The sequence below is a fragment of the Streptomyces sp. NPDC057424 genome (assembly GCF_042803315.1).
In the GTDB taxonomy this organism is placed as follows: domain Bacteria; phylum Actinomycetota; class Actinomycetes; order Streptomycetales; family Streptomycetaceae; genus Streptomyces.
Window position 1 is genome coordinate 257,511 of sequence record NZ_JBHVCP010000003.1, and the last position, 21,739, is coordinate 279,249.

The window sequence follows — 21,739 nt, forward strand, 5'->3', positions numbered from 1 at the left end:
GCGCCGTCGGCCGGACCTCCGGTGGTGCCCGGCCGCGCCCCCCGATCACTTTCCCGCAGGAGACCGAAATGAAGACGATCCCGTACTGGGTGGAAACCGCCGGGGCGTTCCCCGACCGGTCCGGCAAGCCACTGACCGAGGACACCGACCTGGTGGTCGTCGGCGCCGGCCTGACCGGTCTGTCCACCGCCCTCCACTCCGCCCGCAAAGGCGCCCGTGTCACCCTCGTCGAGAAGGGCCAGATCGGTTCCGGGGCCTCCGCGCGCAACGGCGGCATGGCGAACCTGGGCTTCACGATCGGCGTACGCCAGGCCATCCGCCGGTACGGACTCGAACGGGCCCGCGAGATCTACAACTCCTACGGCGAGGCCGTGGACACCGTCGAGCGGCTCGTGAACGAGGAGTCCATCGACTGCCGGTTCCGTCGCGTCGGACGCCTGGGCGTCGCGTCCCGCCCCGCGCACTTCGAGAGCAAGAAGGCCCAACAGCGCGACCTGGCCACGTACTTCGGGCACGAGACCACACTGATCGGCAAGTCCGAGCTGCGTTCCGAGATCGGGTCCGACGCCTACCACGGCGGCCTGCTCGACCCGTTCAGCGCAGCACTGCACGTCGGCCGCTTCGTGCGTGGTATGGCCGAGGCGTGCGAGCGCACCGGTGTCGAGATCCACGAGCGCAACGCGGCCATCGGCGTACGGCGTACCGCCACCGGCCGGTTCGAGGTCAGCACCGAGCGCGGTGTGATCCGCACCGGGCAGGTCATGATGGCCACCGACGCCTACACCGACAAGAACTTCCCGTGGCTGCGCCGCCGGCAGGTCTGCCTGGGCAGCTTCATCATCGTGACCGAGCCGCTCGGCGAGGAGCTCGCCCGGGACATCATCCCGAAGGCCCGCCTCATCGTCGACTCCAACCAGGTCTGCCACTACTTCCGGCTCACCCCGGACAACCGGCTGCTGTTCGGCGGCCGCGCCCGCTTCGCACCGTCCGACCCCACCTCGGACAAGAAGAGCGGACAGGTCCTGTTCCGTGAGATGTGCGAGATCTTCCCCCAACTCGCCCGGACGAAGGTCGAGTACGTGTGGGGCGGTTCCGTCGGCTTCGCCATGGACCGCATCGTGCACGCCGGGCAGACCGAGGACGGCGTCTACTACTCCCTGGGATATGCGGGCCACGGCGTGCAGATGGCCACGCACATGGGGCAGGTCATGGCCGAGGTGATGGACGGCCACCCCGAGGTGAGCCCGGTGCGCGACCTCGCCCCGCCCCGCATCCCCCTCTACAACGGCACCGCCTGGTTCCTGCCCTTCGCGGGCGCCTACTACAAGACGCTGGACCGCATCCGCTGACCGGTCGGCAGCACCTCTACGCATACAAGGAGATACCCACGATGATTGTCGTCCGTGATGTTCCCAAGCAGTTGTTCATCGGTGGTGGCTGGCAGGACGCGGAGGCCGGCCGGACCCTGTCCGTCGACAATCCGGCCACCGGCGAGGAGCTGTGCCGGGTCGCCGACGCCTCCCCGGCCGACGGCCGGCGTGCCGTCGAGGCGGCGGTCGCCGCGCAGGCCGCGTGGGCCGCCACCGCGCCCCGGGTGCGCAGCGAGATCCTGCGCCGCGCCTACGACATCATCGTCTCGCGCACCGAGGAACTCGCGCTGCTGATGACCCTGGAGATGGGCAAGCCCCTGGCCGAGGCGCGGGCCGAAGTCGCCTACGCGGCGGAGTTCTTCCGCTGGTTCTCCGAGGAAGCGGTGCGCATCGAGGGCGGCCTGACCACCGCCCCGGACGGCAGGAACCGCCTGCTGGTCACCCGTCAGCCCGTCGGCCCCTGTCTGCTGGTCACCCCCTGGAACTTCCCTCTGGCGATGGGCACCCGCAAGATCGGCCCTGCCCTCGCCGCCGGCTGCACCATCGTCCTCAAACCCGCCCCCCAGACCCCTCTGGCGAGCCTCGCCCTGGCGGAGATTCTCACCGAAGCGGGTCTGCCGGCCGGTGTGCTGAACGTCGTCACCACCACCGACGCCGCCGGAGTCGTCGAGCCGCTGCTGCGGGGCGGGCAGATCCGCAAGCTCTCCTTCACCGGGTCCACCCAGGTCGGCCGCATCCTGCTGGCCCAGTGCGCCGACACCGTCATCCGCACCTCCATGGAACTGGGCGGCAACGCCCCCCTCATCGTCTTCGACGACGCCGACCTCGACGTGGCGATCGAAGGCACCATGGTCGCCAAGATGCGCAACATGGGCGAGTCCTGCTGCGCGGCCAACCGCATCTACGTCCACACCTCCATCGCCGAGGAGTTCGCCACCCGCCTCGCCGCCCGCATGGCAGCTCTGAAGGTCGGGCCCGGCACCGAACCCGGCACCGACGTGGGCCCGCTCATCGACGTCGCCGGCCGCAGCAAGGCCCACGACCTGGTGCGGGACGCCGTCAAGCGCGGCGCCACCGTCCTGACCGGCGGTGAACTCCCCGAGGGGCCGGGCTGCTTCTACCCGCCCACCGTCCTCACCGGCATCGCCCCCGAGTCGGCGATCATCGACACGGAGATCTTCGGCCCGGTCGCCGCGATCCGCGCCTTCGACGAGGAGGACGAGGCCGTCGCCGCCGCCAACGACACCGAATTCGGCCTCGCCGCCTACCTGTTCACCCAGAACCTCGACCGCGCCCTGCGCGTCGCCGAACGCCTCGAAAGCGGCATGATCGGCCTCAACACCGGACTGGTCTCCAACCCCGCCGCCCCCTTCGGCGGCGTCAAGCAGTCCGGCCTGGGCCGCGAAGGCGGACGCGTCGGCATCGACGAGTTCCTGGAGTACAAGTACATAGCCGTCCCCGTCGGAGCCTGACATGCCCGAGCGACTCGTCGTCCTGTACCGGGGCAACCGGCCACCGGCCACCGGACTCATCGAACGCCTCGCGGACACCGTCTACGCCACCGAGGAGGAACTGCCCTACCTCCTCCCCGGCGCCGACGCCCTCCTGGCCTGGGTGACCATCACCCCGGCCATCCGCGAGGCCTGGCCCGGCAACCGGGAGAAGGCACCCCGCTGGGTTCACGCGTCCTCCGCGGGCGTGGATTCCTTCCTGTTCCCGGCCCTGGTGGACGATCCGGGCGTCGTCCTGACCAACGCCCGGGGCGTCTACGACCAGCCGACCGCCGAGTACGTCCTCGGTCTGATCCTCGCCCTCGCCAAGGACTTCCCCGGCACCTGGGAGCACCAGCAGCGCCGCGAGTGGCGTCCGCGTCCGAGTGACGGCATCACCGGCCGCACCGTGCTCGTCTGGGGGACGGGGCCGATCGGCCGGGCCATCGCCCGGCTGCTGCGCGCCGTCGGGATGCGGGTCTGCGGCGCGGGCCGCAAGGCCCGCACGGACGACCCCGATCTCGGCACGGTCCACGGTGCGACGACCCTGTCCGCGGCCCTGGCGGAGGCGGACTACGTCGTCCTGGCCGCACCCCTCACCCAGGAGACCCGGGGCATGGTCGACGCCCCCGTGCTCGCCGCCATGAAGCCCGGGGCGCGACTGATCAACGTCGGCCGGGGCGGACTCGTCGACGAGGAGGCCCTGGTCGGCCACCTCGCCGCCGGACGGCTCGCCGGTGCCGCCCTGGACGTGTTCGCCCAGGAACCGCTGCCTGCCGAATCGCCCCTGTGGGACATGCCCGGCGTGCTGATCTCCCCGCACACGGCGGGCGAGACCACCAGCGAGCGGGAGGCGCTCGTCGAGGTGTTCCTCGACAACCTCACCCGGCACATCGAGGGCCGGCCGCTGCGCAACGTCGTGGACAAGCGGCGCGGATACGTGATCGACAAGACGTACTCCGCCCGAAAGACGAGGAGCAGACGCCCCGGCCGGTAGCCTCCACCGGCCGGGGCGCGTGCTACTCGCCCCTTCCGCGTCCCAGCACGCTGCCCGTCACCGCCAGCACGGACAGCACCACCAGCGCGGCGGCCGGGCCGAGGACGGTCCAGGGGGCCAGTTCGGCGTACGGCTGGTTCTCCGAGAGGAGGCGGCCCCACTCCGGGGTGGGCGGCTGTTCGCCCAGGCCCAGGAAGCCAAGGGAGGCCAGTACCAGGACGGTCGTGGGCAGCCGGAGCAGGGCGTTGCGCAGGAGGGCTGGGACCACCGAGGGCAGCAGGTGGCGGCGCAGCAGGTGCAGCCGTCCCGCCCCGAGCGCGATGGACGCGGCGATGTGCCCGCTCGCGCGTTCCTGTTCGAGCAGCGCTGCGGTCTGGGCGGCGTACGGGCTCCATCCGACCACGCACACCGCGCAGGCCGCGCCCCACACGGACGGTCCGGTCACGCCGGCGATCAGCAGGCCCGCGAGGACGGCGGGCAGGGTGGACACGACCTCCGTCGGGCCCGCGCTCGCCCTCGGTGCCATGCCCAGCAGCAGCCCGGTGAGGGCGCTGACCGCCGTCACGACGAGGGCGACCCCGGCCGTGCGCAGCGCCCCGTGGCCCAGCCGGGCCAGGAGGTCACGGCCCAGGGGGTCCGTACCCAGCGGGTGTTCGAGGGACGGGGACAGCAGCCGCGCCGCCGTGTCGACCTGGAGCGGGTCGCGCAGGAGGCCCGCTGTCACCAGGGCCAGCAGGAACAGTGCACAGGCCGCGGTGACCCAGCGCAGGGAACGCGGCACGGTGAGCGGAGGCCGGCGCAGGGCGGGCAGGGCGCCGTCGCGCAGAGGCCGGCCGAGGAGGGCGTGGCGCAGGGCACGGATCAGCATGCCCGCGGCGACGCCCAGCAGGACCAGGGCCAGGGTCGCCGTCTGCAGCACCGGGAGGTCCTGCGCGACGGCGGCTTCCAGCGCGAGCCGGCCGAGCCCGGGGATGTTGAAGATCTTCTCCACGGCGACCGCACCGCCGACCAGGGCCACGACGGTCGGCAGCAGCTGCGGCAGTACGCCGGGCAGGGTGCGGCGCAGCGCGTCGCGGCCGATGCGGCCGGGTGGCAGCCCGACGGCGTACGCCGTGCGCGCCCAGGGTTCGTGGAAGGCGGCGGGCAGCGCCTGGTCGAGCATGCCGCCCAGCATCGCGCCCGACGGGATGCCGAGGGCGAGCGAGGGCAGCACCATCGACTGCGGCCCCTCCCACCCGCTGGACGGGAACCACCCCCACCACACCCCGCACACGGTGGCCAGCACCGATGCGAGCAGGAACTTCGGCAGCGCGGCGAAGACAGCGGCCGTGGTGCCCGCCCGGTCCTGCCGCAGCCGGCGCCGGGAACCGAGGAAGACCGTTCGGGCACACACCAGTCCGGCGACGAGCACGGTGACCGCGAACGCGCCCAGCATCAGCGTCAGGGAGACCGACAGGGCCGCACCCGCCTGCGGCATGACCGGCGCGCCGGAGACCCACGAGACGCCCGCGTCCCCCCGCGGCAGTCCGCCCAGCCAGTGCGCGAGGTGGGCCCAAGGGCCCTCGTCCAGGTCCAGCTGGTCGCGCACGGCGGCCAGTTCCGCCGGTGTGGGGTTCTGGTCGGCGGAACGGGCGCGCAGCACCGTGCGGGCCGGGTCGGCGCCGGACAGCCAGGGGAGCAGGGCAACGGCGCCGAGCAGCGCGGTACCGGCGAGCACACGGCCGGCCGCCGCCGGCCAGGGGAAACGGCGGGCGGCGGCCGGGGTGTGCGCGAGGCTCATGCGGGCTGGTTCAGGTGCGTGTCGACGTCGATCAGGGACCGCTCGCGCGGGTCGAGGATCACGCCTTCGACATCGGCCGCGATGCCCTGCACCACCTGCTCGTGGACCAGCGGCACCACCGCGTCGGTGCGCAGGATCTCCGCCTCCGCCCGCATGATCTTCTCCCGGCGGCTCTCGGTGTCCCGCTCCGCGGCGGCGGCCCGGATGGCCTTGTCCACCGCGGCGTCCTTGAGGCCGGCGATGTTGTAGACGCCCTCGCTGGTGAAGTCGCTGGCGAGGTAGTCGACCGCGTCACCGGTGTCGAGGAGCGTCACCCGGGAGAAGACGAGGGCGTCGTACTTCCCGGCGAGGAGGTCGGCCTCCATCTGCGTGTACTCGCGTACGTCCTGCTTGACGGTGAATCCGGCCTTCTGCAGCTGCTGCTGGAGCACGGTCGCCGCCTCGGGCAGCTCGGCCCGGTTGGTGTAGGTGGCCAGCCGCAGCGTCCTGCCCTTGGCGCCCGTCTTCACCTCGGCGGCGGACGCGGCCTGGGCGCGGCCCCTCACCTCGACGCGCTTGCCGGCCGCCCAGGGGACGGCGGGCCCGAACAGGCCCTGTGCGGGGTCGGCGTAGCCGCCGAAGACGGAGCCGACCAGTGCGGAGCCGTCGACGGCCTCACGGGCGGCGGCCCGCAGACCGGCGTCGGTGAACAGGCCGCTGCCGGTGTTCAGGATCAGGCTGTCGGTGCGCACCGAGGGGACCTCGTGCCGGGTCCCCTTGTCGAGCAGCTTCGCCTGGGCGGTCGGGATCCACTCGGCGATGTCGGTCTCGCCGCCGCGCAGCGCGTTGGCACGGGCCGTGCCGTCCGCGATCCAGCTGACGTCGATGCCGGGCGCCTTCGCCTTGCCGCCCCAGTAGCCGTCGAAGCGGTCGAGCGTCGCCTTGGTCTTGCCGTTCAGGCGGGTGATCGCGAACGGACCGGTGCCGGTGCCGACGGGGCTGACGGCGCCGTCCTTCGCGTACGCCTTCGCCGACAGGATGGCCAGCGCGGGGCTGGCCAGCCGCAGCGGCAGCACCGGGTCGGGCGACTTGGTGGTGAGGGTGACGGTGTCGGCGTCCTCGGCCTCGGCGGTCAGTGACACGTCGCTCAGGACGCGGGGCTTGGGCTTGGCCGCGCCCGCGTGGTCGAGCGCGTTGACGACGGACTGGGCGGTGAGCTCGGTGCCGTCCTGGAACTCGGCCTTGCGCAGCTCGAAGGTCCAGGTGGTGTCGCCGTCCCGCTTCCAGGACTTCGCCAGCGCGGGCTTGGCCGTGCCGTTCGTGTCGAGGGCGGTGAGGCCCTCGGCGACGGACAGCTTGCTCAGCACGGTGGCGTCGTTGCTGTAGGGAGAGAGCGCCTGCACCGGAGGTACGGCCAGCGCGACCCGCAGCCGCCCGCCCGGTCCAGCGCCGGCGTCGCCGTCGCTCGGTGCGAAGCAGCCGGCCAGCAGAGGGGTGAGAGCGAGCGCCGTTATGAGGCCGCGGGAGGTGGTGCGCATGTCGGATCCTGTCGTGCGGGAGGTCGGGCAGGCTGCAACGGCCCGGTTCGGGGCTTGATCGGCGACGTCAGCATATAAGGGGAGCCTTACCAAACCCGAAGCCGGGTAGGTGAAAGCTCAACGAATGGACGGTCGTGGATCGAACGAGGCCCTCTCGACCTGCTGTTCGAGCTGTGTCATCGTGTGCGCCGGGCGGAGGTGAGGCGGCATGACCGGCGCGGACCCGGGACTGTTCGGTCCGGAATCGGTGACCTGGCAGCTTCACAGCGACCCCGTGATGTGGATCGCGGGTGTCCGGGCGCTCTACCTCCAGGCCCTGCATCCCCGTGCGGTGCGCGGAGTCACGCAGAACTCCGACTTCCGGCGTGACGCCTGGGGCCGGCTGATGCGCACCGCCGGCTTCGTCGGAACGACGACGTACGGCACCACCGAGGCCGCCGAGCGTGCCGGTGCGCGGATCCGGAAGATCCACCGCATGCTGACCGCGACCGACCCGGACACCGGCGAGCGCTACGGCGTCGATGAGCCCGCGCTGCTCATGTGGGTGCACTGCGCCGAGATCGACTCCTATCTGCAGGTCGCGCGCAGGTCCGGGTTCCGGCTCACCGACGCCGAGGCCGACCGCTACGTCGCCGAACACCGGCAGAGCGCCCGCCTCGTGGGCCTCGACCCCGACGCCGCACCGGGGAACCGGGCCGAGATGGCCGAGTACTTCGAGAAGGTGCGCCCGGAACTCGCCGCCGGACCCGAGGCGCGCGAGGTGGACGACTTCCTGCTCCGCCCGCCGACGCACCCGCTCCTCGTACCGGCGCGCGAGGTGCTGTGGCGGCGGGTGGCACATCTGGCGTACGCCTCCCTGCCGCCATACGCCCACGAGTTGTACGGCAGACCGGCCCCCGCGCCCGCCACCACCACCCGCCAACTACGCCTCGCGGGCCTCCTGCTGCGCCGCGTTCCCGCACGTGTGCGCTGGCAACTCCCGCCCAAACACATACTGCGCGCCATGGCGAGGCTCGGCCCCGGCGCGCGTCCGGCACCGTACAAACTCGGACGATAGGCCGCCATACTGGGTGGGCCAGGGGGCGGGCGAACAGCTACCGGGGGGAGCGTCGCGCGACATGGGGGACAGCAGACTCATCCATGGCCGGTACCGGCTGCTCGATCTGATCGGGCGCGGCGGCATGGGCGAGGTGTGGCGGGCCCGGGACGAGTCCCTGGGCCGGCACGTCGCCGTCAAATGCCTCAAACCGCTGGGCCCGAACCACGACCACGCCTTCACCCGCGTGCTGCGCGAGCGGTTCCGCCGCGAGGCCCGGGTGGCCGCCGCGCTCCAGCACCGGGGCATCACCGTCGTGCACGACTTCGGCGAGTCCGACGGCGTCCTCCACCTCGTCATGGAGCTGCTGGACGGCCGCAACCTCAGCCAGCTCCTGGAGGACAACAAGCAGCACCCGCTGCCGGTCGCGGACGTCGTGGAGATCGCCGAGCAGGTCGCAGCCGCCCTCGCCTACTGCCACGAACAGGGCATCGTCCACCGGGACCTGAAGCCCGCCAACATCGTGCGGCTCGGCGACGGCACGGTGAAGATCTGCGACTTCGGCATCGCCCGCCTCGGCCACGACATCGGCTTCACCTCCCGGCTGACCGGCACCGGCATCGCCATGGGCACCCCGCACTACATGTCCCCCGAGCAGATCAGCGGCACCGAGGTCGACCAGCGCAGCGACCTCTACTCGTTCGGGTGCGTGCTGTACGAGATCGCCACCGGCGTACCCCCGTTCGACCTCGACGACGCCTGGGCCGTCCTCGTCGGCCACCGCGACACCCCGCCCCGCCCGCCGCGCGAGCACCGCGCCGAACTGCCCGAGTACCTGGAGCGGGTCGTCCTCGACCTGCTCGCCAAGGAACCCGGGCAACGCCCCGACGACGCCCGCGAGCTGGCCCGCCGGATCAGCACCCACCGGGCCGCGCCGGCGTACGTGACCGCCGTCGCGGCGGCCCGCCCGGCTCCCGGCGTGCCGGCGGGCACGGGCCGGCTGCCGTCCTGGACCCGCGGCATGACCATCGGCCGCAAGGCGACCGGCACCGGGCTGCGCACCACACCCGCGGACCCGTCGGCGGGACTGTCCGGCGAGTGGATCGCACGGCCCGCCACCGGCCCCGTCGTCGAGGAACCCCTCCCCGCGGAGCGGCCCACCCCGCCCACGGAGGTCCTGACCGCCCTGGCCGGCCGGCACAACGCGGGCCTGAGCCTCGGCCGGCTCGGCCGCTGGACCGAGGCCGGTGAGGTGCACCGGGCGGTCGCCGCCGAACGCGAGCACCTCCTCGGCCCCGGCCACCCCGACACCCTCGCCAGCCGCTACGAGGTCGCCTTCACCCTGAGCCGCACCGGCCGTGCCACGGACGCCTTGCGCGAGTACAAGCACGTCACCGAGGCCAGAATCCGCACCCTGGGCGCCGATCACCCCGACACCCTGGCCGCCCGCCAGGAGATGGCCTACGTGCTCGGTCAGCTGGGCCGCCCCTTCGACGCCCACCGCGTCTACACCTCGGTCCTCACCGCGCGCGAACACACCATGGGCCCCGACCACCCCGACACCCTGCGCTGCCGCCACAACCTCGCCTTCAACCTCAGCCGCCTCGGCCGCCTGGAGGACTCCTACCGCACGGCCCGCGAGGTGGCGCGCGCCCGCGCCCGCGTGCTCGGCCCGGACCATCCGGACACCCTGGTCACCCGCTACGAAGTCGCCTACGCCCTCGGCCAGCTGGGCCGCTGGTCCGAAGCCCTCGAGACCTACCGCGAGGTCGCCGAGGCCCGCGCCCGCGCCCTCGGGCCGGGCCACCCCGACACCCTCGCCGCCCGGCACGAGGTCGGCATCAGCCTGGGACGCCTCGGCCGCAGCGCGGAGGCCCTGGACCTCTACCGTGACCTGGCCGAGGACCGGGGCCGCAGCCAGGGCCCCGCCCACCCCGAGACCCTGCGCGCCCGCCACGGCCGCTGCGTCAACCTCGGACGGCTCGGCCGCTGGGAGGAGGCCCTCGCCGAATCCCGTGACGTGGCCGCCCTCCGCGAGCAGGTCCTCGGCCCCGACCACCCGGACACCCTGGTCAGCCGTCGCGAGGTCGCCGTCGGCCTCGGCTGGCTGGGCCGCTGGGCCGACGCGCTCACCGAGTACCGGCGGGTGGCCACCGCCCGCGAACGCGTCCTCGGCGCCGACCACCCCGACGCCCTCGCCAGCCGCAACGACGAGGCCCACTGCCTGGAACAACTCGGCCGCAGCGCCGAGGCCGTGGCGCTGTACCGAAGGGTGGCGGCCCTGCGGGAGCAGCGGGCCGCCGCGGGGCGCTGACCCCTAGTTGAGCAGGCAGGCGCCGTCTGGCCGACCCGGATCACCCCGTGTTACCAAGAACCATGACCGCACCCGAGGGACCCCGCGCACACCGGACGTACGACGCCGTCATCGTCGGCGGCGGCCACAACGGCCTGGTCGCCGCCGCGTATCTGGCCCGGGCCGGCCGCTCCGTGCTGGTCCTGGAGCGGCTGGACCACACGGGCGGTGCGGCGGTGTCCACCCGGCCCTTCGCCGGGGTCGACGCCCGGCTGTCCCGCTACTCGTACCTGGTCAGCCTGCTGCCGAAGAAGATCGTCCGGGACCTCGGCCTGGACTTCCGGGTCCGCACCCGTACCGTCTCCTCCTACACGCCCGCCGAGCGCGACGGCCGGCCCACCGGACTCCTCGTCGGCGGCGGCGAGCGGCGCACCCGGGAGGCGTTCACCCTGCTCACCGGCTCCGACCGCGAGTACCGGGCCTGGCAGGAGTTCTACGGCATGACCGGCCGCGTCGCCCAGCGGATCTTCCCGACCCTCACGGAGGCGCTGCCCACGCGCGACGAACTGCGCCGCCGCCTCGACGACGAGAAGGCCTGGCGAGTGCTGTTCGAGGAGCCGATCGGTGTCGCCGTGGAGGAGCGCTTCGAAGACGACCTCGTGCGCGGTGTCGTCCTCACCGACGCTCTCATCGGTACCTTCGCCGACGCCCACGACCCCTCCCTGAAGCAGAACCGCTGCTTCCTCTACCACGTGATCGGCGGCGGCACCGGGGACTGGGACGTGCCCGTCGGCGGCATGGGAGCCCTCACCGACGCCCTCGCCGACACGGCACGCGCGGCGGGCGCGGTCCTCGCCACCGGCCACGAGGCGCTTCGCATCGCCACGGACGGCCGAACCGCCGAGGTCACGTATCGCACGGCCGACGGCGAAGGCACCGTCGCCGCCCGGCACGTCCTGGTGAACGCCTCACCGCAGGCCCTGGCGGACCTGACCGGCGGCACGCCCCCGGCGCCCGCCGAAGGCGCCCAGCTCAAGGTCAACATGCTGCTCAAGCGGCTGCCGCGGCTGCGCGACAACTCCGTCGACCCCCGCGAGGCCTTCGCCGGCACCTTCCACATCGCCGAGGGCTACGAGCAACTGGCCACCGCCCACGCCCAGGCCGCCGCCGGTGACCTGCCCGCCGCGCCGCCCTCCGAGATCTACTGCCACTCGCTCACCGACCCGACCATCCTCGGGCCCGGCCTGGCCGAGCAGGGCTACCAGACGCTCACCCTCTTCGGCCTGCACACACCGGCCCGCCTGTTCGAGCGGGACAACGACGCCGTACGCGAGGACCTGCTGAAGTCGACCCTCGCCCAGCTCGACGCCCATCTGGCCGAACCCCTCGCCGACTGCCTCGCCGCCGACGCGGACGGACGCCCCTGCATCGAGGCCCGGACCCCGCTCGACCTGGAGCGGGACCTCGGCCTGCCCGGCGGCAACATCTTCCACCGCGAGCTGAGCTGGCCCTACGCCCAGGACGGCACCGGGCGCTGGGGCGTGGAGACGGGGCACGCGAACGTCCTGCTGTGCGGGGCGGGAGCGGTACGCGGGGGCGGGGTCAGCGGGGTGCCGGGGCACAACGCGGCCATGGCGGTTCTGGAGAACACCCCGGAGTGACCCCTCAGTCGGCCGATCGGATCCACCCCACCGTCCGCAGGCGCGCCGCGTCCGCCGGGCGCGTCTCGTCGAACAGGACGTCCCCGGCCGCTTCCACCCGCAGTCCGTCGACGTAACAGCCGCGCCCGACGTACAGCCGGTCCGTCGCGTACCGCCAGCGCAGGGCGAGCTCCCGCGCGGCGGGGACGTCCGCGGTGAGCCGGTGCCAGACGCGGCCGGACCAGCCGCTGACCGCGCCCGACGGGTGCTGATGGGGGTTCTGACCGCGCCGGGACGTCGTGAAGGGCACCGGCTGCCAGCTCGTGCCGCCGTCTGTCGAGGCATCCAGGGCCAGCACGTCGGCCCTCGGCTCGGTGTCCCACCACAGCGCGCAGCGCAGCCGTGCCCGGCCGGCGGACGTGTCGAGCGCGGGGAGGGTGAGGGTCGCCGTCGTGGAGACCGCCGTCCCGGAGAACCAGGCCGCGTGTCCCCGCGCCGGCCGGACCGGCACGGCCCGCGCCAAGTTGTTGGCCGCGGTGGCCCTGGGCGCCGACCCGGAACGCCAGCTCCGTACCGGATGCACCGAGTTGCCGAGGACGACGAGGAAGGAGTCGGTCGTCGGGTCGAGCACCAGCGAGGTCCCCGTGAAGCCGGTGTGCCCGGCAGTGCGCGGCGTGGCCATCGCCCCCATGTACCAGTGCTGGTAGAGCTCGAATCCGAGGCCGTGCTCGTCCCCGGGGAAGGCGGTGTTGAAGTCGGTGAACATCAGCTCCACCGACTCCGGCTCCAGTATCCGGGTCCGCCCGTAGACGCCGCCGTTGAGCAGCGTACGGCCGAGGACCGCGAGGTCCCACGCGTCGGAGAACACGCCCGCGTGGCCCGCGACCCCGCCCAGGCCGAAGGCGTTCTCGTCGTGCACCTCGCCCCACACCAGGCCCCGGTCCAGGCCGGACCACGGTGCCCGCGCGTCCTCCGTGGCCGCGATCTTCGGGCGCCAGGACGCGGGCGGGTTGTAGCGGGTACGGCGCAGGCCGAGCGGTGCGGTGATCTCGTCACGGAGCAGGACGTCCAGGGTGCGGCCCGTGATCCGTTCCAGCACGAGCTGGAGCGAGATGAGGTTCAGGTCCGAGTACAGGTATGCCGTGCCGGGCGCGCTGACCGGCGCCTCGTTCCAGATGAGCCGGAGCTTCTCCTCGTGGGTGGGCGCGCTGTACAGCGGGATCCAGGCGCGGAACCCCGAGGTGTGGGTGAGGAGCTGACGGATCGTGACGTCCTGCTTGCCCGCGCGTCCGAAGTCCGGCAGGTACGAGGCGACCTTCGCCTCCAGCTCCAGTGCGCCCCGCTCCATCTGCTGCACGGCGAGGATCGAGGTGAACAGTTTCGACACCGACGCGAGGTCGAAGACGGTGTCCTCGGCCATCGGGATCTGCTCGCCGGGCGGGAACTCGACACCGGTGTCGGTCTTCTCGTCGTAGGCCTGGTAGCGCACGGCCATGCCGATGGGCCGGTGCAGCGCGACCGTGCCGCCGCGGCCGGCGAGCAGGACGGCGCCCGCGTACCAGGGGTGCTCGGGGGACGGGCCGAGGAAGGCCTCCGCATCGGTGACGAGCCGGCGCAGGTGGGAGGAGAGCAGTCCGGCGCGGGCGGCGGAGCCGTGTCGCAGGGTGGGGCGGCGGCCGGCCCCCGCCGGGGCGGCCTGCGCGGGGCCCGCGGGAAACGGCGCGAGGGCGAGCGCACCGCCCAGGGCCAGTCCCACTCTGCCTAATTGACGTCGGGTCAGTTCGCCGCTCACCGCTCTGCCGGTCACCGCGCGCCCCTTCGTCTCAACCGCCTCGCGTGTCCCCGGAAGTATGTCCTCTGCGTGCCGCCGTGAATCTGGAGATTCCGCCACGGAATCCGGCACGGGGCAGCAATGAATCCGACACGGCGCAGGGGCGAATCTGACGGAGCATCAGAAAACCCCTTCCGTCCTCCGGAGGACTCCGGCATCCTGCGCCCATGCAGACGGAGCTGAGCCAGACACTGGGAATCGAGCACGCCGTCTTCGGCTTCACGCCGTTCCCCGCCGTCGCCGCGGCCATCAGCCGGGCCGGCGGCTTCGGCGTCCTCGGCGCGGTCCGCTACACCGCCCCCGACGAGCTCAAACGCGACCTGGACTGGATCGAGGCACACGTCGACGGCAGGCCGTACGGGCTGGACGTCGTGATGCCGGCGAAGAAGGTCGAAGGCGTCACCGAGGCGGACGTCGAGGCGATGATCCCCGAAGCGCACCGGCAGTTCGTCCGGGACACCCTGGCCCGGCACGGCGTGCCCGAGCTCGCCGAGGGCGAGGCGTCCGGCTGGCGCATCACCGGCTGGATGGAGCAGGTCGCCCGCAGTCAGCTCGACGTCGCCTTCGACTACCCGATCCGGCTCCTCGCCAACGCCCTCGGCTCCCCACCCGCCGACGTCATCGCCCGCGCCCACGATCGTGACGTCCTCGTCGCCGCACTCGCGGGCAGCGCCCGGCACGCCCGCAAGCACCGGGACGCCGGGATCGACATCGTCGTGGCGCAGGGCTACGAGGCAGGTGGCCACACCGGCGAGATCGCCTCCATGGTGCTCACCCCCGAGGTCGTCGACGCCGTCGCCCCGCTGCCCGTGCTGGCCGCCGGCGGCATCGGCAGCGGACAGCAGGTGGCTGCCGCGCTCACCCTCGGCGCCCAGGGTGTGTGGCTGGGCTCCCTGTGGCTGACCACCACAGAAGCGGACCTCCACTCGCCCGCCCTGACCCGCAAGCTCCTCGCGGCCGGCTCCGGCGACACCGTCCGCTCCCGCGCGCTGACCGGCAAGCCCGCACGCCAGTTGCGCACCGAGTGGACCGACGCCTGGGACGACCCGGACGGGCCCGGCACCCTGCCCATGCCGCTGCAGGGTCTGCTGGTCGCCGAGGCCGTCTCACGCATCCAGAAGTACGGGGTCGATCCGTTGCTCGGCACCCCGGTCGGCCAGATCGTCGGCCGGATGACCAGCGAACGCAGCGTCCAGGCCGTCTTCGACGACCTCACCCGCGGCTTCGAACAGGCCGTGGACCGCGTCAACCGCATCGCCGGAAGGAGCGGCCAGTGAACACCAGTGCTCCCGTGGGCTTCTGGGCCCAGGCCACCGCCGACCCCGACCGCGCGGTCCTGGTCGCCCCCGACGGCGAGGAGTGGACCGCCGGGCGCCTGCACGCCGCCGCCAACCGGCTCGTGCACGGCCTGCGCGCGGCCGGGCTGGAACGCGGCGACACCTTCGCGGTGGTCCTGCCCAACGGCGTCGAGTTCCTCACCGCGTATCTCGCCGCCAGCCAGGCCGGGTTCTACCTCGTCCCCGTCAACCACCACCTGGTCGGACCGGAGATCGCGTGGATCGTCTCCGACTCCGGCGCCAAGGTGCTCCTCGCCCACGCGCGCTTCGCCGGCGCGGCTCGCGCCGCCGCCGACGAGGCCGGACTGCCGGACACCCGCCGGTACGCCGTAGGAAGGGCAGAGGGCTTCCGCCCGTACGCCGAACTCGTCCACGGACAGCCCGAGTCGGCGCCCGGCGACCGCACCCTCGGCTGGGTCATGAACTACACCTCGGGCACCACCGGCCGCCCACGCGGCATCCGCCGCCCGCTGCCCGGCAAACCTCCGGAGGAGGCGTACCTCGGCGGCTTCCTCGGCATCTTCGGCATCCGGCCGTTCGACGGCAACGTGCACCTGGTGTGCTCGCCGCTCTACCACACGGCCGTCCTGCAGTTCGCCGGAGCGTCCCTGCACATCGGCCACCGGCTGGTCCTCATGGACAAGTGGACGCCCGAGGAGATGCTCCGCCTCATCGACGCCCACCGCTGCACCCACACCCACATGGTCCCCACCCAGTTCCACCGGCTGCTGGCCCTGCCCGGCGAGGTGAAGGACCGCTACGACGTCTCCTCCATGCGGCACGCCATCCACGGCGCCGCGCCCTGCCCCGACCACGTGAAACGGGCCATGCTCGACTGGTGGGGCCCCTGTGTGGAGGAGTACTACGCGGCCAGTGAGGGCGGCGGCGCCTTCGCCACCGCCGAGGACTGGCTGAAGAAGCCCGGCACCGTCGGCAAGGCCTGGCACATCAGCGAGCTCGCGATCTACGACGACGACGGCAACCGGCTGCCGCCCGGTGAACTCGGCACCGTCTACATGAAGATGAACACCGGCGGCTTCTCGTACCACAAGGACGAGGCCAAGACCCGCAAGAATCGCATCGGCGACTTCTTCACGGTCGGCGACCTCGGACACCTCGACGAGGACGGTTACCTCTTCCTGCGCGACCGCAAGATCGACCTGATCATCTCCGGCGGGGTCAACATCTACCCGGCCGAGATCGAGTCGGCTCTGCTCGCCCACCCGGCCGTCGCGGACGCCGCCGTCTTCGGCATCCCGCACGACGACTGGGGCGAGGAGGTCAAGGCCGTCGTGGAACCGGCCCCCGGACACCGGCCCGGCCCCGCCCTCGCCGCCGACCTCCTCGACCACTGCGCCCACCGGCTCGCCGGGTACAAGCGGCCCAGGAGCGTCGACTTCATCACCGAGATGCCCCGCGACCCCAACGGCAAGCTGTACAAGCGGCGGCTGCGGGAGCCGTACTGGGAGGGCCGGACGCGGGCCTGAACGGGGCGCCGCCCACAAGGGGCGGCGCCCCTCGCGCACGGTCAGCGGCGCTCGTGCACCCGCACGACCTTCAGCTTCGGCGAGGACCGGATGTCCTTCTCGCAGAAGCGCGACGTCACCCACTTCTCACCGGAGAACAGCCGGGTCTGATCGGCGAAGTGCGGCGACTTCGGGTTCGACGACTGGGAGTACGTCAGCAGCGTGCGCGCCACCGGGCAGCGGCTGCCGTCCCAGCCGACCGCCTGCAGGTGGCTGCTCCCGAACGGCACGTCCGTATAGCCGCCACCGGCGGCGTCCCACGCCGGCTCGATCACGTTCCACACGCCGAGCCGCCCCGTGCCGCCCGGCACGGGCAGGCGCTTCCCGTCGCGGACGACGAACTGGTGCGCGCCCAGCGGCGCGTCGAGCGCGATGCCCGCGGCCCGCAGCTCGGCCACCGCGTCGGCGAGCGCGGTGGAGAAGCCGGGAGCGTCGGTGTTCAGGGTGTTCGGGGTACGGACCGGATCCGCCGCCGAGAACGGCACCTTCCACAACCGGCCGGCCGGCACCGCCTGTTCGAGCCTGCGCCAGAACCGGTCGAAGAGCAGCGCTCCCCGGCTGCCGGTGTCCATGGTGCGGTCCCACACCCTCAGCTCGTCGCAGGCCCCCGTCACATCGACCGCTGTGCCGTCGCTGCCCGTAGCCGTACCGCCGGGCAGCGCGGTGCACGCCCGTGCCACGTCCCCGGCGGCGAGGTCACCCGCGGGAACCCGGTTGGCGAACTGCTGCCGTTGCAGGTCGCGTACGGTCAGGCCGCCGCGGTCCGCCATCGCGTCCACGTCCTCGATCGCGCCACGGGTGCGCAGGCCGAGCTGAGTGCCCACGGTGCCGAAAATCCGCTCGTAGCCGGTGAGCGGCCGGTCGGCGTTGGTCATCCACGCGGTCCCGTTCGAGTTCTCCGCGTACGGGGCGTCCTTCAGTGTCGGCATCCTCGCCGGGCCGAAGATCCCCGGCACGACGGCGCCGGGGTCGCTGCCGAGAGCGCAGTCGCCGCGCGAGCCGTCGAGGATCGCGATCCCGGACGCCGGGTAGGTGGTCCTGCCGAGTTCCGTGGAGCAGCGCTCGGCCAACTCGTCGGTGATGCGCGGGAGTACCTGGGACTGGGTGTAGAGGGAGTGCCCCGCGCGGTCGGCGGCGATCGTGTTCACCCAGGGGATGCCCTGGTGCCGGTCGAGGGAGGCGAGGACATCGGCCGTGCTCCGTGCCTTGCTGAAGCCCAGCGAGGTGTCGGCGAAGCGGAGGTTCGCGGCGTTCGGGTCGTTGAGGGCGTACGCCGCCTTGCCGGTCCACGGCAACGGGACCTGGGAGCTGAGGGAGGTGACGACGGGGCCGTAGCGGGTCCACCACTGGGTGCGGGTCACCGGCGTGCCGTCCTTCACCGCGACCGTCACGGTCCGCTTCTTCATGCGCTCCGGCCTGCCGTCCACGAGGTAGGTCGTGGGATCGTCCGGATCGAGTGTCAGCTGGTGGAAGTTGGCCGGAATGCCGGTGGAGACGGTGTGGCTCCACGCCACATGTGCGTTGAACCCGATGGAGATCGCCGGGGTGCCGAGCAGAGACCCGCCGGACACGTTCAGCTCGCCCGGGATGGTCTGCTGCGACTGCCAGAACCGGCGCCCGCCGTCCCACGGATAGTGCGGGTTGCCCAGCAGCAGGCCACGGCCGTTCGCCGTCGTGTCACCGCGGAAGGCGACCGCGTTGGAGCCCATGCCGGGGTCGCCCCACAGCTCGCCCGCTGCCTTCGCCACGGTCTTCGCGCCCGGCGTGCGGGCGGACGGAGCGCCGGTGCCGGCGCCGGCCCCGGTCGGTGGCTGCGCGGCTGTGATCGTGTCCACGAACCGTCCCTCGCCGGATATCGAGGCGATGGCGAGACCACGGGCCGCCACGTCCAGCTCGGTGACCGGCCGGACCCAGGGCACGTCCGCACAGGCCGGATCCGTGATCTTCTTCTGTCTCAGCCAGGCGTTGTAACCGGCAGCCCAGCCCCGCATCATGTCCCGGACCTCACGGCTCGGCCCCACGGGCGCCCGCTCGGCGAGCAGCTTCTCCACCGTGCGGCTCTCGCGGACCCCGCGGAAGTACAGGTCGCTGGCGAGGTTCGTCCTGGCCGCCGAGAGATCGCCGCCGGCCGGCGCATCGGCGCCGAAGTACCGGGACCGCTCGCCCCGCAGCGTCACGAACCCGTCGGCGAGCGTGCACACCTCGTCGGCGGCCTGCGCCCAGCCCGTACCGAAGCCCAGGTCCGCGTAGTTCTTCGCGAGGATGTGCGGAATGCCGTACTCGGTGTAGCGGATGACGGCGGACAGGCCGTCGGGGGACGGGTGCTGCTCTGCCTGCCCGGCCGTGGCGGCGGCCGCGGGTAACGCGGACGCGGCGGTGAACAGGGCCGTGGCCCCGAGAACGAGTCGTCTCAGACGGCTGCGCATCGTGCCCTCCAACATCGTCGAGGGAAAGGAGTGACGAGCGTACGAAACTGATTCGAACGTCCGTCGGTTTCATGACACCGGACGCCCTCGACGGCGGCAGGGTTGCCCGACCGCGGCCGATCACCGCCTCGGCCCGTCCTGCCCGGGGCCCTTGACCTCCTCCGGCGATGAACCGAGGATCTTGTGGCATGACGACGCCCGGACACGGCAGCACGGTCGACGGAGTCCTGCGGCGCAGCGCCCGGCGCACACCGGCGCGCGTCGCGGTGGAGTACGCCGAGCGGACCTGGACGTACGACGAACTGGACACCGCCGTCTCCCGCGCGGCGAGCGTGCTCCTCGGCCAGGGACTGACCCCCGGGGACCGGGTCGGCGCCTACGGCCACAACTCCGACGCCTACCTGATCACCTTCCTGGCCTGCGCCCGGGCCGGCCTCGTGCACGTACCCGTCAACCAGAACCTGACCGGCGACGACCTCGCCTACATCGTCCGCCAGTCCGGCAGCTCCCTGGTCCTCGCCGACCCGGATCTCGCAGGGCGACTACCGCACGGCGTGCGGACGTTGCCCCTGCGTGACGCCGACGACTCGCTGCTCGCACGGCTGCCCGAGACACCCGCGTACGACGGCCCCGAGCCGCGCGCCGAGGATCTCGTGCAACTGCTGTACACCTCCGGGACGACCGCCCTGCCCAAGGGCGCGATGATGACGCACCGGGCGCTGGTGCACGAGTACCTGAGCGCGATCACCGCCCTCGACCTCAGCGCGGGCGACCGCCCCGTGCACTCCCTGCCGCTGTACCACTCGGCCCAGATGCACGTCTTCCTGCTGCCCTGCCTCACCGTCGGCGCGACGAACATCATCCTCGACGCACCCGACGGCGACCGGCTCTTCGACCTGATCGAAGCGGGCCGCGCGGACAGCCTGTTCGCGCCGCCCACCGTCTGGATCGCCCTGTCCGGCCGCCCCGACTTCGCCACCCGGGATCTGAGCGGTCTGCGCAAGGCCTACTACGGCGCGTCGATCATGCCGGTCCCCGTACTCGAACGGCTCCGGGAGCGCCTGCCGGGCCTGGCCTTCTACAACTGCTTCGGCCAGAGCGAGATCGGCCCCCTGGCCACGGTGCTCGCGCCCGACGAGCACAGGGGCCGCATGGACTCCTGCGGCCGGCCCGTGCTGTTCGTCGACGCGCGCGTGGTCGACGAGGACGGCAAGGACGTCCCCGACGGAACGCCGGGCGAGATCGTCTACCGCTCCCCGCAACTGTGCGAGGGCTACTGGGACAAGCCCGAGGAGACCGCCGAGGCCTTCCGCGACGGCTGGTTCCGCTCCGGCGACCTCGCGGTACGGGACGCGCACGGCTACTACACGATCGTCGACCGGGTGAAGGACGTCATCAACTCCGGTGGCGTCGTCATCGCCTCACGCCAGGTCGAGGACGCGCTGTACACCCACCCCGGCGTCGCCGAGGCCGCGGTCGTGGGCCTTCCGGACGAGCGCTGGATCGAGGCGGTCACGGCCGTGGTCGTCCCGCGCGGCGAGGTCTCGGAGGCGGAACTGATCGACCACGTCCGCGAGCAGCTCACCCCCTTCAAGGCGCCGAAGCGGGTGGTGTTCGTGGAGAGCCTGCCGCGCAACGCCAGCGGGAAGATCCTCAAGCGGGAGCTGCGGAACGACCTCGGGAACGGGTAGCGCGCACGGGCCGGAGAAGCCGGTTGTGCCGGACCGGCCCCGGACGTCAGGATCGACGGCATGCCGATCTTCAGCGCCCCGGACGGGACCCGACTCACCTTCCACACACGCGGCGAGGGCAAGCCGCTCGTCGTGCTGCCCGGCGGCCCCATGAGGGCCTCCGCCTACCTGGGGAACCTGGGCGGACTGGACGCCCACCGGCAGTTGGTGCTCCTCGACCTGCGCGGCACGGGGGAGTCCGAACTGCCGGCGGATCCGGGGACGTACCGCTGTGACCGGCTCGTGGACGATGTCGAGGCGTTGCGGCTCCGTCTGGGACTGGAGCGGGTGGATGTGCTCGCGCACTCGGCGGGCGGCAGTCTCGCCATGCTGTATGCGGCCCGGTATCCGGAGCGGGTGGGACGGCTGGCGCTGGTCACCGCCACTCCGTGGGCCCTGGGAATACCGGCGACCGCGCAGGACCGGCTGGCCGCGGCCCGGCAGCGTCAGGACGAGCCCTGGTTCCCGAAGGCCTTCCCGGCGTTCGAGGCCTGGCTCGCGAACCCCGCCGACTTCGATCCCCTCATCTGGGCCTTCTGGTACGGGCGTTGGGACACTGCCGCTCAGGCACACGCCGAGCGCGACGAGGCCGAGACAAACGACGAGGCCGCCGGCCGCTACGGAGCGGACGGCGCCTACGACCCGGCCGTGGGCCCGGGGGGGCGGGACCCCGGGGAGCCGAAGTTGGTGTGGCTAGGCCGCGTCGGCCTCGGGGGCGGCCGGCAGCCCCACCGCCACGGGGCCGCCGGCCACCGCGCGCCGGGCC

At 72.7% G+C, this 21,739-nt stretch carries 14 protein-coding genes; 10 read left to right on the plus strand and 4 right to left on the minus strand.

Annotated features, from left to right (window positions below; translation table 11 throughout):
• Window positions 1-68: 68 nt before the first annotated feature.
• Genes ACFU3E_RS05060 through ACFU3E_RS05070 form a run of 3 tightly spaced genes read left to right on the plus strand, consistent with a single transcriptional unit; the run spans window position 69 to window position 3,857 of the window.
• The gene (locus tag ACFU3E_RS05060; RefSeq protein WP_384152206.1) at window positions 69-1,349 is read left to right on the plus strand and encodes an NAD(P)/FAD-dependent oxidoreductase; all 1,281 of its coding nucleotides are present in this window, start codon (window positions 69-71) and stop codon (window positions 1,347-1,349) included.
• Between the two features lie 41 nt (window positions 1,350-1,390).
• A complete protein-coding gene (locus tag ACFU3E_RS05065) occupies window positions 1,391-2,842 on the plus strand; it encodes an NAD-dependent succinate-semialdehyde dehydrogenase (RefSeq protein WP_384152209.1) in 1,452 nt (483 codons plus the stop codon).
• Between the two features lies 1 nt (window position 2,843).
• A complete protein-coding gene (locus ACFU3E_RS05070; protein ID WP_384152212.1) occupies window positions 2,844-3,857 on the plus strand; it encodes a D-2-hydroxyacid dehydrogenase in 1,014 nt (337 codons plus the stop codon).
• Between the two features lie 22 nt (window positions 3,858-3,879).
• Here the strand turns inward: ACFU3E_RS05070 and ACFU3E_RS05075 are convergent, their stop codons facing one another.
• The gene (locus ACFU3E_RS05075) at window positions 3,880-5,637 is read right to left on the minus strand and encodes an ABC transporter permease subunit (protein WP_384152215.1); all 1,758 of its coding nucleotides are present in this window, start codon (window positions 5,635-5,637) and stop codon (window positions 3,880-3,882) included.
• Window positions 5,634-7,154 carry an ABC transporter substrate-binding protein gene (locus ACFU3E_RS05080; RefSeq protein ID WP_384152218.1) on the minus strand — a complete coding sequence of 507 codons (1,521 nt, stop codon included), beginning with the start codon at window positions 7,152-7,154 and terminating at the stop codon, window positions 5,634-5,636. Before ACFU3E_RS05080 ends, ACFU3E_RS05075 begins: the two co-directional genes overlap by 4 nt.
• 208 nt (window positions 7,155-7,362) lie before the next feature.
• On the opposite strand from ACFU3E_RS05080, the gene ACFU3E_RS05085 reads away from it, so the two are divergent.
• The 3 genes from ACFU3E_RS05085 to ACFU3E_RS05095 all read left to right on the plus strand — a co-directional run bounded on the left by ACFU3E_RS05085 (window position 7,363) and on the right by ACFU3E_RS05095 (window position 12,144).
• Complete coding sequence (locus ACFU3E_RS05085; RefSeq protein ID WP_384152221.1) at window positions 7,363-8,211, plus strand: oxygenase MpaB family protein; 849 nt, start codon at window positions 7,363-7,365, stop codon at window positions 8,209-8,211.
• Window positions 8,212-8,272: 61 nt separating this feature from the next.
• Window positions 8,273-10,504 carry a tetratricopeptide repeat protein gene (locus ACFU3E_RS05090; protein ID WP_384152224.1) on the plus strand — a complete coding sequence of 744 codons (2,232 nt, stop codon included), beginning with the start codon at window positions 8,273-8,275 and terminating at the stop codon, window positions 10,502-10,504.
• A 62-nt stretch (window positions 10,505-10,566) separates the two neighbouring features.
• Window positions 10,567-12,144 (plus strand): phytoene desaturase family protein, encoded by a 1,578-nt coding sequence (locus ACFU3E_RS05095; protein WP_384152227.1) that lies wholly within the window; start codon window positions 10,567-10,569, stop codon window positions 12,142-12,144.
• Between the two features lie 4 nt (window positions 12,145-12,148).
• On the opposite strand, the gene ACFU3E_RS05100 is transcribed toward ACFU3E_RS05095, so the two are convergent.
• Complete coding sequence (locus tag ACFU3E_RS05100) at window positions 12,149-13,930, minus strand: serine hydrolase (RefSeq protein ID WP_384152229.1); 1,782 nt, start codon at window positions 13,928-13,930, stop codon at window positions 12,149-12,151.
• A gap of 191 nt (window positions 13,931-14,121) precedes the next feature.
• Between ACFU3E_RS05100 and ACFU3E_RS05105 the strand changes: the two genes are divergently transcribed.
• Entirely contained in the window at window positions 14,122-15,231 is a 1,110-nt protein-coding gene (locus tag ACFU3E_RS05105) for a nitronate monooxygenase (protein ID WP_384152232.1), read from the plus strand.
• Window positions 15,228-16,778: an acyl-CoA synthetase gene (locus ACFU3E_RS05110; protein WP_384152235.1), complete on the plus strand. Its 1,551-nt coding sequence runs from the start codon at window positions 15,228-15,230 to the stop codon at window positions 16,776-16,778. The genes ACFU3E_RS05105 and ACFU3E_RS05110 overlap by 4 nt, the downstream gene beginning before the upstream one ends.
• Window positions 16,779-16,819: 41 nt before the next feature.
• On the opposite strand, the gene ACFU3E_RS05115 is transcribed toward ACFU3E_RS05110, so the two are convergent.
• A complete protein-coding gene (locus ACFU3E_RS05115) occupies window positions 16,820-19,243 on the minus strand; it encodes a penicillin acylase family protein (protein WP_384152238.1) in 2,424 nt (807 codons plus the stop codon).
• 188 nt (window positions 19,244-19,431) lie between these two features.
• On the opposite strand from ACFU3E_RS05115, the gene ACFU3E_RS05120 reads away from it, so the two are divergent.
• Together ACFU3E_RS05120 and ACFU3E_RS05125 are read left to right on the plus strand one after the other, a co-directional pair.
• Window positions 19,432-20,934 carry an acyl-CoA synthetase gene (locus tag ACFU3E_RS05120; RefSeq protein ID WP_384152241.1) on the plus strand — a complete coding sequence of 501 codons (1,503 nt, stop codon included), beginning with the start codon at window positions 19,432-19,434 and terminating at the stop codon, window positions 20,932-20,934.
• Window positions 20,935-20,994: 60 nt separating this feature from the next.
• The coding region (locus ACFU3E_RS05125; protein WP_384152244.1) for an alpha/beta fold hydrolase at window positions 20,995-21,739 on the plus strand (745 nt) is incomplete at its 3' end.